The organism is Kitasatospora sp. NPDC050463, assembly GCF_040655255.1.
GTDB lineage: Bacteria > Actinomycetota > Actinomycetes > Streptomycetales > Streptomycetaceae > Kitasatospora.
In genome coordinates this window covers 52546-67110 of sequence record NZ_JBFAJO010000020.1, presented here as the reverse complement: position 1 = coordinate 67110, position 14565 = coordinate 52546, and the positions used below count along the sequence as shown (strand labels likewise).

The 14565-nt window shown below is 73.9% G+C and carries 14 protein-coding genes; 4 read left to right on the top strand and 10 right to left on the bottom strand.

The window, feature by feature from the left end:
* Positions 1-29: 29 nt before the first annotated feature.
* Complete coding sequence (locus tag AB0J08_RS15410; RefSeq protein WP_360632912.1) at positions 30-473, top strand: sec-independent translocase; 444 nt, start codon at positions 30-32, stop codon at positions 471-473.
* A 301-nt stretch (positions 474-774) separates the two neighbouring features.
* Positions 775-1401, top strand: a complete 627-nt coding sequence (locus AB0J08_RS15405; protein WP_360633050.1) for a hypothetical protein — start codon at positions 775-777, stop codon at positions 1399-1401.
* A 58-nt stretch (positions 1402-1459) separates the two neighbouring features.
* Here AB0J08_RS15405 and AB0J08_RS15400 read toward each other — a convergent pair whose 3' ends face one another.
* From AB0J08_RS15400 to AB0J08_RS15385, 4 genes are all read right to left on the bottom strand, one after another.
* Positions 1460-2620: an Mrp/NBP35 family ATP-binding protein gene (locus AB0J08_RS15400; RefSeq protein WP_360632909.1), complete on the bottom strand. Its 1161-nt coding sequence runs from the start codon at positions 2618-2620 to the stop codon at positions 1460-1462.
* 56 nt (positions 2621-2676) lie between these two features.
* Positions 2677-3243 (bottom strand): DUF1003 domain-containing protein, encoded by a 567-nt coding sequence (locus tag AB0J08_RS15395; RefSeq protein WP_360633047.1) that lies wholly within the window; start codon positions 3241-3243, stop codon positions 2677-2679.
* Positions 3244-3319: 76 nt separating this feature from the next.
* On the bottom strand, positions 3320-4603 hold the full coding sequence (locus tag AB0J08_RS15390) for a CBS domain-containing protein (RefSeq protein ID WP_360632906.1): 1284 nt from the start codon (positions 4601-4603) through the stop codon (positions 3320-3322).
* Between the two features lie 175 nt (positions 4604-4778).
* Positions 4779-5333 carry a hypothetical protein gene (locus tag AB0J08_RS15385; RefSeq protein WP_360632903.1) on the bottom strand — a complete coding sequence of 185 codons (555 nt, stop codon included), beginning with the start codon at positions 5331-5333 and terminating at the stop codon, positions 4779-4781.
* Positions 5334-5492: 159 nt separating this feature from the next.
* Here AB0J08_RS15385 and AB0J08_RS15380 point away from each other — a divergent pair, with 159 nt between their 5' ends.
* On the top strand, positions 5493-6401 hold the full coding sequence (locus AB0J08_RS15380) for a DMT family transporter (RefSeq protein WP_360632900.1): 909 nt from the start codon (positions 5493-5495) through the stop codon (positions 6399-6401).
* 8 nt (positions 6402-6409) lie between these two features.
* Here AB0J08_RS15380 and corA read toward each other — a convergent pair whose 3' ends face one another.
* Complete coding sequence (gene corA, locus AB0J08_RS15375) at positions 6410-7534, bottom strand: magnesium/cobalt transporter CorA (RefSeq protein WP_360632897.1); 1125 nt, start codon at positions 7532-7534, stop codon at positions 6410-6412.
* A 454-nt stretch (positions 7535-7988) separates the two neighbouring features.
* Between corA and AB0J08_RS15370 the strand changes: the two genes are divergently transcribed.
* On the top strand, positions 7989-8636 hold the full coding sequence (locus AB0J08_RS15370; protein ID WP_360632894.1) for a suppressor of fused domain protein: 648 nt from the start codon (positions 7989-7991) through the stop codon (positions 8634-8636).
* 106 nt (positions 8637-8742) lie between these two features.
* Here the strand turns inward: AB0J08_RS15370 and AB0J08_RS15365 are convergent, their stop codons facing one another.
* The 5 genes from AB0J08_RS15365 to AB0J08_RS15345 all read right to left on the bottom strand — a co-directional run bounded on the left by AB0J08_RS15365 (position 8743) and on the right by AB0J08_RS15345 (position 13971).
* Positions 8743-9603: a PHP domain-containing protein gene (locus AB0J08_RS15365; protein WP_360632892.1), complete on the bottom strand. Its 861-nt coding sequence runs from the start codon at positions 9601-9603 to the stop codon at positions 8743-8745.
* A gap of 63 nt (positions 9604-9666) precedes the next feature.
* Positions 9667-10305: a DUF6758 family protein gene (locus AB0J08_RS15360; RefSeq protein WP_360632889.1), complete on the bottom strand. Its 639-nt coding sequence runs from the start codon at positions 10303-10305 to the stop codon at positions 9667-9669.
* A 318-nt stretch (positions 10306-10623) separates the two neighbouring features.
* Positions 10624-10770 (bottom strand): hypothetical protein, encoded by a 147-nt coding sequence (locus AB0J08_RS15355; protein ID WP_360632886.1) that lies wholly within the window; start codon positions 10768-10770, stop codon positions 10624-10626.
* A gap of 402 nt (positions 10771-11172) precedes the next feature.
* Positions 11173-12060, bottom strand: a complete 888-nt coding sequence (locus AB0J08_RS15350; protein WP_360632883.1) for an alpha/beta fold hydrolase — start codon at positions 12058-12060, stop codon at positions 11173-11175.
* 129 nt (positions 12061-12189) lie between these two features.
* Positions 12190-13971, bottom strand: coding sequence for a DEAD/DEAH box helicase (locus AB0J08_RS15345; RefSeq protein ID WP_360632880.1), 1782 nt, complete (start codon positions 13969-13971; stop codon positions 12190-12192).
* Between the last annotated feature and the right edge of the window lie 594 nt (positions 13972-14565).

The following is a 14565-nucleotide window of genomic DNA, read 5'->3' as shown; positions in this document are numbered from 1 at the left end:
CCGTTGTCCGACGAGCTGAGGGAGCTTAGGTGTTCAGCGACGTAGGCGGGCTGGAGATCGTGACTCTGGTCATCATGGCCATCGTGATCTTCGGGCCGGACAAGCTGCCGAAGCTGATCCAGGACACCATGGGCTTCATCAAGAAGATCCGTTCCTTCGCCGACAGCGCGAAGGAGGACATCCGCAGCGAGCTGGGACCGGAGTTCAAGGACTTCGAGTTCGAGGACCTCCACCCCAAGACCTTCGTCCGCAAGCAGCTCATGGGCGGCCAGGAGGACCCGCTGGGCCTCAAGGAGATCCGGGAGAGCCTGGACATCCGCTCGGTGCTGGACGACAAGCCCGCCGTCGCGGTGAACGGCCACGGCCGCGCGGGCACGGTCAGCATGGACAAGGCCGGCGCCGCGGGCGCGGCCTCCGCCGGCCCCGCGCTCCAGCCCGGCGAGCGCCCGCCGTTCGACCCTGACGCGACGTAACCCGTCCGTTCCTCACGGGCTCCTCGCCTCTCCCTCTCGACCCCGGCGCGCCCCGCACGACGACGCCACCGCGCCGCCAGGCCGCACGGCTGAGCGGGGCGGTGGCGTGTGCGCCGCTATTGTGCTGATTGTTCCCGCTGTGCCGTCGGTCACTTCCGGTCGCTTCCGGATCGAAGGCACCCGGCGGAGACGCCGCGGTACGCCACGATGGGAGCGCGCCACGGCAGGCAATCTGCGTTGAGGAGGTCCGGGGATGGACGCGACGAGTCATGCGGTGGGGACGGCGACGGCTGACGGCCCGATGGTCGGCGGACAGGCCGGCCCGGCGGACCCACTGGTTCCCTACCTGTCGGCGGACTTCCCCTGGTACGGGCTGGACGACGGCTGGAGCGGCCGCCGCTACCTGATGCAGGCCGGCGCCGGCGGCCCGCGCGGCGGGGCGGTCGGCAGCGTCGACTACGGCACCCTCGGCCACGGTGAGGAGCCGGCCCGGCAGTACGAGCCCCGCGACATGCGCAAGTTCGCGGTCGTCGTCACGGTGGCCCGCCGGGCCAGCCGCCGCAGCGCCGACAACACCGGCACGCTGGAGGCGACCTCGGCCTCCTCCGCCGCCTGGCTGGCCGGCTCCGGCCTGCTCGCGTCCACCTGGCCGGGCCAGTTGGACCGTGCGCTGCGCCAGGACTGGCTGGACCAGCAGAGCACCCTCGCCTGGGACCTCGCCGACGACCTGGCCGGCCCCGGCTGGTCCACCCTCAGCCTCCCGGTGAACGGGCTTCCGCAGCCCTTCCGCTACCGCGAGTCCGAGTACGGCTGGGTGCTCGCGGGCGAGGCCCCCGGCGTCCTCCTCGGCGCCTACGGCCGCGGCGTCAGCGCCTACGGCACCGGCTTCTCCACCGTCCCCGACCTGACGGCCTACACCCGCCCGTAGGCCCGGCCCGACCGGGGCAGCACGAAGGGCCGGGCAGCCGCCCGGCCCTTCGCGGCGATCAGAACTTGTTCTTCGGGGTGAGTCCGAGAGAGAGGCCGGAGAGGCCACGCTGGCGGCCGCCGAGCTTGCCCGCGACGGCGCGCAGGGCGGCGCCGGCGGGGGAGTCGGGGGCGGCGAGCACGACCGGGCGGCCGTCGTCGCCGCCCTCGCGCAGCCGGACGTCGATCGGGATCGAGCCGAGCACCGGCACGTTGGCGCCGACGGTCCGGGTGAGCGCGTCCGCGACGATCTGGCCGCCGCCGGTGCCGAACACGTCGATCATCTCGTCGCAGTGCGGGCAGGGCATGCCGGACATGTTCTCGATCACGCCGACGATCTTCTGGTGCGTCTGCACCGCGATGGTGCCGGCCCGCTCGGCCACCTCGGCGGCGGCCATCTGCGGGGTGGTGACGATCAGGATCTCCGCGTTCGGGACCAGCTGCGCGACCGAGATCGCGATGTCGCCGGTGCCGGGCGGCAGGTCCAGCAGCAGGACGTCGAGGTCGCCCCAGTACACGTCGGCCAGGAACTGCTGGAGGGCGCGGTGCAGCATCGGGCCGCGCCAGACCACCGGGGCGTTGCCGGGGGTGAACATGCCGATCGAGATGACCTTCACGCCGTTCGCCTGCGGCGGCATGATCATGTCCTGGACCTGGGTGGGCCGGCCCTCGACGCCCAGCATGCGCGGCACGCTGTGGCCGTAGATGTCGGCGTCCACCACGGCGACCTTCAGGCCGTCCGCGGCCATCGCGGCCGCCAGGTTCACCGTCACGGAGGACTTGCCGACGCCGCCCTTGCCGGAGGCGACCGCGTAGACGCGGGTCAGCGTGCCGGGCTTGGCGAACGGGATCTCCCGCTCCGGGGCGCCGCCGCGCAGCAGCTGGGAGAGCTCCTTGCGCTGCTCGTCGCTCATCACGTCGAGCTCGACCTCGACACCGGTCACGCCGAGGACCTTGCCGACGGCGTCGCGGACCCGGGTGACGATGGTGTCGCGCATCGGGCAGCCGGAGACGGTGAGGTAGACCGCGACGCGGACCTCGCCGCCCTCGGCGATCTCGACCGATTTCACCATGCCGATCTCGGTGATCGGGCGGTTGATCTCCGGGTCGTTCACGGTCGACAGCGCCTGGCGTACGGACTCCTCCGTGACGCCGGCCGCGACCTCTGTCTCGTTGGCCATGCCTTGATGGTACGGCGCCGCGCGTACCGCTTAACCCGTCGGTAGCGTGCTGCCGGTCACAGCATCTCGGAGCCCTGCCGGCGCTCGTCGATCTCCTTGAGCAGGGACTGCAGGTCGGAGCGGACGGTGCCCAGCTCCGAGGCGATGAAGGCCCTGGTGGCGACCTCCCCGAGGCCCTGGCGCAGCGCCGCGACCTCCCGGGTCAGGTACTCGGTGTCGGCGATGTTCCGGTCGCTGCGGGCGCGGTCCTGCTCCATGTTGACGCGGTCCCGGTCGTCCTGGCGGTTCTGGGCCAGCAGGATCAGCGGCGCCGCGTACGAGGCCTGCAGCGAGAGCATCAGGGTGAGGAAGATGAACGGGTAGTCGTCGAAGTGGACGTCGTCCGGCAGCAGGGTGTTCCAGCCCACCCAGACGACCACCACGACCGTCATCCAGACGATGAACCGCCCGGTGCCGAGGAAGCGCGCGATCCGCTCGGAGAGCTTGCCGAAGGCCTCCGGGTCGTACGTCGGCAGGGTGATCAGGCCGGGGCGGGTGGTCCGCGGCTGGTCGAGCCGGGAGCGGGCGGGGCCGCCGGTCGAGGGCTCGCTGCGCCGGTCGCGGGCGCCCTCGCGGGCCCGCAGTTCGCGCAGCTGGCGCAGTTGGCGCAGTTCGCCCTGCAGGCGCTGGCGGGGGCTGTCGTCCCGTCGGCCCTTGCGGTCAGCGTCCACCGGTCACCTCTCGCTCGTCGTCCAGTCCGTGCAGTGCCGCCTCGCGCCAGTCCTCCGGCAGCAGGTGGTCGAGCACGTCGTCGACGGTGACCGCGCCGACCAGGTGGTCGGCCTCGTCGACCACGGGCGCGGCGACCATGTTGTACGTCGCCAGGTAGCTGGTGATCAGGGGCAGCGGGGTGTCCGGCGGCAGCGGGTCGAGGTCGTCGTCGACCAGCGAGCCGACCAGGGTGTACGGGGGTTCGCGCAGCAGCCGCTGGAAGTGCACGGTGCCCAGGTACTTGCCGGTCGGCGTCTCGTTCGGCGGGCGGCAGACGAAGACCTGGGCGGCCAGGGCCGGCTTGTTGTCGGAGACCCGGACGCGGGCCAGCGCCTCGGCCACCGTGGCGTCCGGCTCCAGCACGATCGGCTCGGTGGTCATCAGACCGCCGGCGGTGTTCTCCTCGTACGTCAGCAGGCGGCGGACCGGTTCGGCCTCGTCCGGCTCCATCAGCTGGAGCAGCCGCTCGGCCTCCTCGCCGGGCAGTTCGGAGAGCAGGTCGGCGGCGTCGTCCGGGTCCATCGCCTCCAGGACGTCGGCGGCGCGCTCGTCCTTCAGCTTGCCGATGATCTCGACCTGGTCGTCCTCGGGCAGCTCCTCCAGGACGTCGGCGAGCCGTTCGTCGTCGAGTGCGGCGGCCACCTCGGCGCGGCGCTTGGCGGAGAGGTGGTGCATGACGTTGGCGAGGTCGGCGGGGCGAAGCTGGTCGAAGGTGGCGAGCAGGTTGGCGGCGCCCTGGCCCTCCTCGGGGAGGGTGAAGCCGGTGACGTCCTTCCAGTTCAGGGTGAGCGACTCGCCCTTGGCCTTGCGCAGCCGGCCGACCCGGCCGACTTGGACGAAGACCTTGCTGATCTCCCACTCGCGCAGCCGGGTCTGCACCATCGCGACGTCCAGGACGGTGACGTCCTGACCGGTCTTGGTCCAGGTGACGGTGCGGTCGAGGAGTTCGCCGAGGACGAGGGTCTCGGCCGGGCGCTGCTCGAAGCGGCGCATGTTGATCACGCCGGTGGTGAGCACCTGGCCGGACTCCAGGCTGGTCACCCTGGTCATCGGCAGGAAGATCCGGCGGCGGCCGATCACCTCGACCACCAGCCCGAGCACCCGGGGCGGCCGGCCGCCGAGGCGGAGCGTGACCACCACGTCGCGGACCCGGCCGGTCTGGTCGCCGTTCGGGTCGAAGACGGCGACGCCGGAGAGGTGCGAGATGAAGACCCGGCTGCCTGGCCCTGCCATGGACTCCCTCGCCTCGCTCGACGCCCGGAGGGGCGCGCGGGCACGCCCCGCGGCCAAGGCTACCCGCGCCCCCCGCACCCGGCCCGACGAGCCACGACGACGCTTCCGCGCCCTGGCGCGGACCGGCGCGGGCCGGGCGCGGACCGGCCGGGCACCCGGGCGGCGCGGGGCGGGCTCAGCCCTTGCGGCGCTTGAACAGCAGCTTCGGGAGGCCGGCCGGAATCGGCTTGCGGGTGGTGGCGGAGGTGGGCATCGGGGCGGTGGCGTGGGAGTCCTCGGGCATGGCACCCGGGTGCTCGTCGAGCAGGCCCGGACCCGTGCCGGTCGGCTCCAGCCGGAGCACCCGGCACTCGCGGGCCCAGCGGTCGGTGATGGTGTCGGTGTCGGGCGCGTTCAGCCGCTTGCCCTTGAGCTCCTCGACCGCGCCGAGCCAGGCCTCGCTCCGCGGCGCCGGTTCGACGACGCGGGCCGCCCAGCCGGTCAGCCGGCCGCCCTTGTCCTTGCTGCGGACCGTCACCACCGCGCCCGATCCGGCGGTCAGGCCGTGCAGCGGCTGCTCGCCGCCGTCGCCGACCACGACCACCGCGCCGTCGTGCCAGGCGTGCCAGAGCGGGCGGCTGTGCTCCTGGCCGTCCGCGCGCACCCAGAGCAGGCCGGACTTCTTCGCGGCCTCCTCCAGCAGGGCCCGGTCGAGGAAGTCGTCGGCGGTGGCGGCGGGCGTACGGTCCATGGCGGACAGCGTACGGCCTGCGGCGTCCACGGGGAGTCTCACCCGTCGGGCGACAGTTCCGTGGGGGCCGCACGGGCCTTACCTTAGGAGCCGCCCAGTCCCACCCCGAGCCCGAGGAGTGCCGTGCCCGCCCGGCCCGAGACCGCAGCCCCCTCCGTCGTGTCCGATTCCGCCGTGGCGGCGCCGTCCCAGCCGCTCCCCAGGGCCGACCTGCTGTTGCTCGCCGTCTCGATCTCCGGCATCTCGCTCTCCGCGCCGCTGATCAGCGCCACCGCCGCACCCGCCCTGGCGATCGCGTTCTGGCGCAACGTCATGTCGGTCGGCGTGCTGGGTCCGTACGCGCTGCTGCGGCACCGGGCCGAACTGCGCGGGATCGGCCGCCGGGCGCTGCTGCTGGCGGCGGCGGCCGGCGCGCTGCTCGCCGTGCACTTCGCGCTCTGGATGCCGAGCCTGCGGATGACCTCGGTGGCCTCGGCGACCGCGCTGGTGACCACCACCCCGCTCTGGACCATCCTGCTGATGCGGCTGCGGGGGGTGCGGGCGCCCCGCGCGGTCTGGATCGGCATGACGGTGGCCTTCGCCGGCGTGCTGGTGCTCACCGGGGTCGACCTCACGCTCTCGCCGCGTGCCCTGCTGGGCGATGCGCTGGCGCTCGGTGCGGGCCTCGCCGCGGCCGGCTACATGCTGCTGGGGGCCGAGGTCCGCCGGACCGTCAGCACCACCGCCTACACCCTGGTCTGCTACGCCACCACGGCGGTGGTCCTGCTGGTGGTCTGCCTGGCCGCCGGGACGTCGATGGCCGGGTGGCCGGCCGGCGTCTGGTGGCAGATCGTGCTGCTGATGGTCACCGCCCAGTTGCTCGGCCACTCGCTCAGCAACCGCGTGGTGCGGACCCTCGGCCCGTCCCTCACCTCGACCGCGATCCTGCTGGAGACCCCGGGCGCCGCGCTGATCGCGGCGCTCTGGCTCGGCCAGTGGCCGCCGGTGGCCGCCTACCCGGCGGTGGTGCTGATCCTGCTGGGCCTGGTGCTGGTGGCCCGGGGCGGCCGGCGCCGGGGCCCGGCCTAGGCGGCCGGCTACAGCCAGCCGTTGCGGCGGAAGCCGCGGTACATCCCGACGCAGATCAGGACGACGCTGCCGAGCACCATCGGGTAGCCGTACCTGTGGTGCAGCTCCGGCATGTAGTCGAAGTTCATGCCGTAGACGCCGGTGATCATGGTGGGCACGGCGAAGATCGCCGCCCAGGCGGTGATCTTGCGCATGTCCTCGTTCTGCGCGACCGAGACCTGGGCCAGGTTGGCCTGGAGCAGCGAGTTCAGCAGTTCGTCGAAGCCGTGCACCTGCTCGGTGACCCGGGCGAGGTGGTCCGCGACGTCCCGGAAGTACTTCTGGATGTCCGGGTCGACCAGCCGCTGGAGCGGCTCGGAGAGCTGCTGCATGGGCCGCAGCAGCGGCGTCACCGCCCGCTTGAACTCCAGTACCTCGCGCTTGAGTTGGTAGACCCGGCCGACGTCGGTACCCCGGCCGCCCTTGTTGGAGAAGACGTCGAACTCGATCTCGTCGACGTCCGTCTGCAGCCGGTCGGCGACCAGCAGGTAGTTGTCCACCACGTGGTCGGCGATGGCGTGCAGCACCGCGGAGGGGCCCTTGGCCAGCAGCCCGGAGCCGTCCGCGTCCGCCTCCAGCCGGTGCCGCAGCTCCTGCAGCGAACTGTGCCCGCCGTGCCGGACGGTGATGACGAAGTCCCGCCCGGCGAAGACCATCAGCTCGCCGGTCTCGACCACCTCGCTGGTCGGGGTGAGCTGGTCGTGCTCGACGTAGCGGATCGTCTTGAAGACGGCGAACAGCACGTCGTCGTACCGCTCGACCTTGGGCCGCTGGTGCGCGTGGACGGCGTCCTCGACCGCCAGGGGGTGCAGGCCGAAGCGCTGCGCGATGCCCTCGAACTCGGCCTCGGTCGGCTCGTGCAGCCCGATCCAGCTGAACGAGCCCGTGCCGTCCGGCAGTTGCTGCGAGGCCTTCACCCGGCGGGCCGCCTCGCGCGGGCTGCAGCTGTCGCCGTGCCGCTTGCCGGACTGGTAGACCGCGCAGTCCACCACCGCGGAGGCGGACTGGCCCGGGTGGATCGAGTCGAACAGGCCGGCCGCGGAACGGCGGCGGTTGGTGCGGACGGCTGCGCGCAGGCTGTTGATCATCGACATGGCAGGCTCCCTGGGCAGGAACCGCCGCACGGCGGCGCGGTGGCGGGTGGCCGTGGTGCGACGGCATGGAACACCGGTGGAATGACGCCTGCGGTCGGTCCTCGGCCTTGCTGGGGCTCGCGCTGGAACGACCGGACGTCGGTGAGGGTGCTCTCCCGGCCGGGCCGACACCGCCTCGATCGTCTCGGTGGACGCGGCTGCAGTTCCAGCTAGTGGTGCTGCTGTTTCAGCCTGCGAGGCGAGGGGTACGGGGAAGGCGTCCGGGCCGGGTAGAGCTGCCGGTACTGCATGGTCGGCTGGTATCCACCGCAACCACCTCCTTCACGCCGCTGCCCCGGAGAGAGGATCCCCGGTGGCCAGTCGCTCACACTAACATCTGACCGGGCATCGTCGCTGCGACGTTCTCCTGGTGGCCGTGCCGGCTCCGCGGACGCACCGGGTTACGCTCACCGGCATGGCGCACGACTTCCCGCTCTTCGGTGACCCTTCCGGTGGCTCCCACGACCCCGCCGGCCTCTCCCGCGAGGCGGTCCTGGCCGCCGTCGAGGCCCGGCTGCTGACCACCTTCGGCGAGCCGAGCGGCCGCGCCGCGGTCACCTTCCTCGGCGCGGACCGGATCGAGGTGCTGCGCTTCGGGCCGGACCCCGAGGGCCTGGTCCGCTACGCCACGCTCGGGATGGCCGCCGCGCCGATGGCGGACCCGACCGCGCCGGTCGCCGACCAGCTCCGCGGCCCGCGCGCCGAACTGGTGCTGACGGTCCGTGGAGCCCGGGACAGCGTGCTCCGCACCCTGGCCACCTTCGCCGCGACGCCGCAGGTGGAGGGCCTGGTGCTGGCCCCCGGCGGCTCGCTGGACCTCGGCGCCCCGCTCTGGGACGGCGCCCCGTTCACCTCGGTGCTGGCCGCGGAGCCGGGCGGTCTGGTGGCCGATCTGGAGCTGGACGAGCCGGCCGACCCGGTGCGCTTCCTGCCGCTGCTGCCGATGACGCCCAACGAGGCCGGCTGGAAGCGGGTGCACGGCGCGGCCGCGCTGGAGGAGCGCTGGCTGAAGCACGGCACCGATCTGCGCGACGCCGACCGCCGTGGCGTGCCGCTGGACTGACGCCCGGTCACCCGGGGCCGGCGCCCGCCGCCGGCGTCGCGGGGCGCGTGCCGTAGCCGCACCCGGCCGTACGCTCCCGCACGCCCGCGTGCCCGGCTGGGAGGGCTCAGCCCTCGATCGGCTTCGCGCCGCTGGCCTGGGCCAGCAGCGCCTCGTAGACGGCCGGGTCGGTGGTGTGCTCGCCGAGCCGGACGGTCTTGCGGTCGCCGTGGTAGTCGCTGGAGCCGGTGGTGAGCAGACCGAGGTCGGCGGCCAGGGCGCGCAGCCGGGCCCGGGTGGGCTCGTCGTGGTCGGTGTGGTCGACCTCCAGCGCCGCGAGCCCGGCCGCCGCGAGGTCCGCGATCACCTGGTCGGAGACGGTCCGCCCGCGCTTGACCGCGCCCGGGTGGGCGAAGACCGGCACTCCGCCCGCCGCCCGGACCAGTCGGACGGCCTCGGCCGGGTCGGTCTCGTGCTTGCGGACGTCCGCCCGCCCGCCGTTGGCCAGCCAGTCCGGGGTGAAGGCGTCGGAGACGGTGGCCACCACCCCCGCCTCGACCAGGGCGCTCGCGATGTGCGGCCGGCCGACCGAGCCGGTTCCCGCGATCCGCTGGACCTGCTCCCAGCTGATGTCGGCGCCCAGCGCGCGGCAGCGCTCGACGACCGCCCGCCCGCGCCGGAACCGGTCGGTGCGCACCAGCTCGCGCTCGCGCGCGAAGGCCGGCTCGGCGGGGTCGAAGAGGTAGGCCAGCAGGTGCAGGCTGACGCCGTCCACCGTGCAGGACAGCTCGGCGCCCGGGACGAGGGTCAGCCGGGTGCCGGCCGGCAGCGCGCGCACCGCCTCGGCGGCCTCGGCGTGGCCGGCCACCGTGTCGTGGTCGGTGAGCGCCACCACGTCCAGGCCCGCGGCGGCCGCCGCCGCGACCAGCTCGGCCGGGCTGTCGGTGCCGTCGGAGGCGTTGCTGTGGGCGTGCAGGTCGATGCGCACGGAGTCGGCTCCTGGGCTGGGCGGCGGGTGTCGCCCAGGATAGTGCGGGCGCCCGCGGGGCCGTCAGCCGAGCAGCTGGGGGGAGAGCGCACCGCAGGGCAGCAGGTCCAACTCGGCGCCGGCCTCGCGCAGGTCGGTGAGGACCAGCTCGTCGTACATCACCAGGGCCGACTGCTCCGGCCAGGCCACCGCCCAGAGCCAGAGGCCGCGGGCCTCGCCGACGAACACCGCGCGGTCGGCCGGCGCGTCCGGCACGTGGAACATCGGGGTGGGCCGCCCGGCCGCCATCAGCTTGGCGTCGGCGGGCTTGTAGAGGGAGACCGACTCGCCCGGGTCCGGGCCGGACAGGCCCGCGTACCGGGCGCCGAGCCCGACCCCGAGCTCCTCCGCGATCAGTACCAGCTCGCCGAAGCCGCCCAGTGGCGCCGGTCCGGAGCAGGCGACGGCGGTGGCCCGGGCGCCCGAGACGTCGTCGCCGACGTGCGCGATGCCGGTGTAGAGCCACCCGACCGGAAGCGGCCAGGGCAGCCAGACCGGGACCTGGGAACGGGCGACGGCGACGCCGAGCGCCTCCACGCTCGGGGGCAGTACGGGCTGCATCGGGTGCACCGCGCCGTGCCGGTCGCACTGCCAGGTGTCTGAGAACAGACCGGGGGCGCGGACCCGACCGGCGCACCTCGGGCAGCTTGGCTCGCCCCTCATAGCCGACAACGCTCCTCCCTCCGGACCGCCGCGTCAAGGACGGTCACCCGTACGGAGGGCGCGGCGGCACCTGTCGGTGGCGGACGCCCGTCCGGCGCCGGGTGGGCGCGCTGCGGGCGGTTCCCGCTAGGGGATGTCCAGCGGAGGGCGGCGGCAAACGTCGGTGCCGCCGTGCGGGGAACGGCCCCGGACGCACTGACGCCCCGTCATCGGCGATCGCGGTGACGGGGCGTCAGTGCGGTATCGGAACATCCGGATCGGACGATCCCGGCTCTTCGGCGGCGGGTGAGGGCTCCCGGTCGGAGGCGCCGCGCTGGGTCAGACGGTCGGGCACGGACGGATGAGCAGGCGCTCGCCGGTGCGGGCGGCGGCCTGGACGAGTTCGCGGACGGTTTCGGCGTCGGCGATCACGCGGTCGGTGGCGGTGCCGTGGGCGTCGTCCAGTCGGAGGATCTCGAAGCGCATGGGCCTCTCCTTTTCTTGCCCCGTCGGGCGGGGCGGTCGTGGCTGAGTGGGTATCAGCCCTTTCGCGGTCTGCCGGTTCGAACGGTCGACGATCTGCTCAGGCAAAGGGGTCCCCCCTGCTTGCCAAGTGCGTCTGGTACCTCGTGAACCACTGTGTCGTGGTGCTGCTTCCGGGTCGTTGCCCGTCCGTAAAGTCCAGGTTTCGGCGGATTGTCGCCAGCGTCGGCAGTGACGATGATTCCCGGACAGAATCAAATATTACCGCAACTAACGACTTCTGTCCTGTGTGATCCGCCACGCGGGGCATGGTCGCGCGGCCGCGGTGCGGTCTCAGAGGGCGTACGGGGGGCGTACGGGGCGGGACAGGGATGGGGCGGGGCGGCCGCGCGGGGCGGGCCGGGCTCAGCCCCAGAAGTCCGCCAGGGCCTCGGCGGTGGCGGCCGGCCGCTCGGCGTTGGGGGAGTGGCCGGCGTCCTCGATCACCACGCGGCGGGCGCCGAGGCGCTCGGCCATCCGGGTCTGCTCCGGCACCGGCCACGCGTAGTCCCGGACCCCGGAGAGCACCAGCGCGGGCAGCGCGGACGCGGTCGCGGCCAGCTCGTCCACCCGGTCGGGAGCGGCGATCAGATGGGCGCCGGTGGTGGCGAGCGCCTGCGGCACGTTGGCCAGCCAGCGGCGGTGCAGGAACTCCGAGACCTCGGGGGACGGGCGGCGCGCCTCGTCGCCGCCCTGATCCCGCGCCTGCTGGTCCATCTGCTGGAGCACCTGCCAGATCTCCTCCAGGCTCATCGACGGCAGCACGTCGATCAGCAGCTTGGTCCGCTCCGCCTCGCCGGGTTGGATCGAGGCGGGGCCGGTGGACATCAGGGTCAGCGAGCTCCACGGCAGCGGGCCGTCGGCGGTGGCCGCGAGGACGGCCTCCCGGGCCACCTGGCCGCCGAAGGAGTGGCCGAGCAGGTGCAGCGGTGCGGCGCCCTCGGCGAGCACCTCGGTCAGCGCCCGGACGTCCGCGCCCAGGGCGTCGACGGCGTAGGCGGCCGGATCGTCGGGGCCGCCGCTCTCGTGCTGGCCGCGCTGGTCGATCGCGGTCACCCGGTAGCCGGCCGCGGCCAGCGGCTCCAGCAGCGCGATGAAGTCCTCCTTGCTGCCGGTGAACCCGGGGACCAGCAGGGCCGCCCCGCGGACCGCACCCGACGGTTCGGCCCGCAGTGCGGCGAACTCCCCGCGCGCCGTCGCCACCCGCAGGGCGCGCGCGCAGCGGGGGAGAGTGAGGAACGGCGGCGTGCTCATGGGCGATCTCCTGCGGTGCGGCGGGGCGACTGGCCGGTAACCCCGAGCGTAGCCGGGCGGACACGCCGGAGGGGGCAGCCCCGTCCGTGGTGGACGGGGCCGCCCCCTCCGCGTGGTGCGGTGCCGGGATCAGTTCTCCGGCGTCGCCTCGGGGGCCTCGGCGGCCGGGCGGCGGGTGCGGGCCCGACGGCGCGGGGCCGGGGCCTCGGCCGGAGCGTCCGCGCCGGCCTCGGGCGCCGTGGCGGCCTCGGCGGCGGGCTCGGCCTTCGCCTTGGCCCGCGAGCGGGTCCGCTTGGCGGCCGGCTTCTCCTCGGACGCCTCCGAGGACTTCTCCGAGGACTTCTCCGTGATCTTCTCGGCGGCGGCAGCCGGAGCAGCGGCCTCGGCCACCGCGGCGGGCGCCTCGGCCACCGCGGCGACGGCGGTCTCACCGGCGGCGCCGCGCGGGCGGCGGCGACGACGGCGCGGAGCCGCGCCCTCGCCCTCGGCGCCCTCGACGGCGGGAGCCGACGGGGCGTCGACCGCGGCGACGGCCCCGGCGGGCGCGTCGAGCACGGCGTCGGCCTCGACCGTGGAACCACCGCGGGTGCGGCGGCGCTCGCGGGTGCGGCGGGCCGGCTTCTCCTCGACCGCCTCGGCGGCGGGCGCGGCGGCGCGGCCGGCGCCGGTCCGTCCGCCCCGGGGGGCGCGACCGGGGGCGGAGCGCGCACCGCGGCCGCCGGTCTCGCCGAGGTCCTCGACCTCCTCCGCGCCGAGCCCGGCCCGGGTCCGCTCCGAACGCGGCAGGACGCCGGTGGTGCCCTTGGCGATCTTCAGCAGCTCGTACAGGTGCGGCGAGGTGGAGTAGGTCTCCTCCGGCTCGTTGAACTTGAGGTCCAGCGCCTTGTTGATCAGCTGCCAGCGCGGGATGTCGTCCCAGTCGACCAAAGTGACGGCGGTGCCGGAGGCGCCGGCGCGGCCGGTGCGGCCGATCCGGTGGAGGTAGGTCTTCTCGTCCTCCGGGCACTGGTAGTTGATGACGTGGGTGACGCCCTCGACGTCGATGCCGCGGGCCGCGACGTCGGTGCAGACCAGCACGTCGACCTTGCCGCCGCGGAAGGCCCGCAGCGCCTGCTCGCGGGCGCCCTGGCCGAGGTCGCCGTGCACCGCGCCGGCCGCGAAGCCGCGCTGGGTGAGCTGGTCGGAGACGTCGGCGGCGGTGCGCTTGGTCCGGCAGAAGATCATCGCCAGGCCGCGGCCGTCGGCCTGCAGGATGCGCGAGACCATCTCCACCTTGTCGAGCGAGTGCGCCCGGAAGATGTGCTGGGTGGTGTTGGCCACGGTGTGACCGGTGTCGTCCGGCGCGGCGGCGCGGATGTGGGTCGGCTGGCTCATGTACCGGCGGGCGAGGCTGATGACCTGGCCCGGCATGGTCGCCGAGAACAGCAGGGTCTGCCGCTTGGCGGGCAGCATGGTGATGATCTTCTCGACGTCGGGCAGGAAGCCCAGGTCGAGCATCTCGTCGGCCTCGTCGAGGACCAGCGCGCGGACCTTCGACAGGTCCAGCTTGCGCTGCCCCGCGAGGTCGAGCAGGCGGCCCGGGGTGCCGACGATGATGTCGACTCCCTTCTTGAGCGCCTCGACCTGCGGCTCGTAGGCACGGCCGCCGTAGATCGCGAGCACGCGGACGTCGCGGACCTTGCCGGCCGTCTGCAGGTCGTTGGTGACCTGGGTGCACAGCTCGCGGGTCGGGACGACGATCAGCGCCTGCGGGCCGTCGGAGAGCTGGTCCTCGGTGGCCCGGCCGGCGTCGATGTCGGCCCGGACGACGACGCGCTCGATCAGCGGGAGGCCGAAACCGAGGGTCTTGCCGGTGCCGGTCTTGGCCTGGCCGATGACGTCGTGGCCGGTCAGCGCGACCGGGAGGGTCATCTCCTGAATGGGGAAGGGGTGGATGATGCCGACGGCCTCCAGGGCCTCGGCGGTCTCCGGGAGGATCCCCAGGTCCCGGAAAGTGGTCTTGATGGGTTCAGCGGTGGTGGACAGGGTGCTGCCTCTTCCGTGTGGAGGGGCCGAGAGCGAGAGAGCGGCGGGCAGCCGCGCGGCTGCGTTACGGGCCGGGGGCCCTGAATACAGCTGCGCGGACGCACAACCGCGCCGGTCCCTGCGGCCGGCCGGTGCGCGCGGCCCGGTCAAGGGGCGCGTCTCCGGCGGCGTCGGGGATGATTCCCGTGAGGGACCTGCGCGGGACCTTGCGCCGGGCGGCGCGGTCCGCGGCGGCCCTCGCTCGGCCACTGATGCGGTGCCAAGGCTTGAAGTCCAAGCCATGGTCGGAGCCGATCGGCTCTCCGACCGGGCATCCGCGTACGTGAGTACCCGGCTCCCGGTGCGGACACGTCCTGCTGGACGGTGCCACTACGGAGCGGGCTTGCCCGGCGCACCGAGACGGCGGTGACACCGTGCGAGCACTACGGACCTCACTACCACCATACAGTCACGCGACGACTCGAACACGTGACGCGTCTG

Coding starts and splice junctions, on each gene's coding strand:
- AB0J08_RS15405 (WP_360633050.1), top strand. CDS start 775: ATGGTCGGCGGACAGGCCGGCCCGGCGGACCCACTGGTTCCCTACCTG.
- AB0J08_RS15400 (WP_360632909.1), bottom strand. CDS start 2,620: ATGGCCAACGAGACAGAGGTCGCGGCCGGCGTCACGGAGGAGTCCGTA.
- AB0J08_RS15390 (WP_360632906.1), bottom strand. CDS start 4,603: ATGGCAGGGCCAGGCAGCCGGGTCTTCATCTCGCACCTCTCCGGCGTC.
- AB0J08_RS15385 (WP_360632903.1), bottom strand. CDS start 5,333: ATGGACCGTACGCCCGCCGCCACCGCCGACGACTTCCTCGACCGGGCC.
- corA (WP_360632897.1), bottom strand. CDS start 7,534: ATGTCGATGATCAACAGCCTGCGCGCAGCCGTCCGCACCAACCGCCGC.
- AB0J08_RS15370 (WP_360632894.1), top strand. CDS start 7,989: ATGGCGCACGACTTCCCGCTCTTCGGTGACCCTTCCGGTGGCTCCCAC.
- AB0J08_RS15360 (WP_360632889.1), bottom strand. CDS start 10,305: ATGAGGGGCGAGCCAAGCTGCCCGAGGTGCGCCGGTCGGGTCCGCGCC.
- AB0J08_RS15355 (WP_360632886.1), bottom strand. CDS start 10,770: ATGCGCTTCGAGATCCTCCGACTGGACGACGCCCACGGCACCGCCACC.
- AB0J08_RS15350 (WP_360632883.1), bottom strand. CDS start 12,060: ATGAGCACGCCGCCGTTCCTCACTCTCCCCCGCTGCGCGCGCGCCCTG.
- AB0J08_RS15345 (WP_360632880.1), bottom strand. CDS start 13,971: ATGACCCTCCCGGTCGCGCTGACCGGCCACGACGTCATCGGCCAGGCC.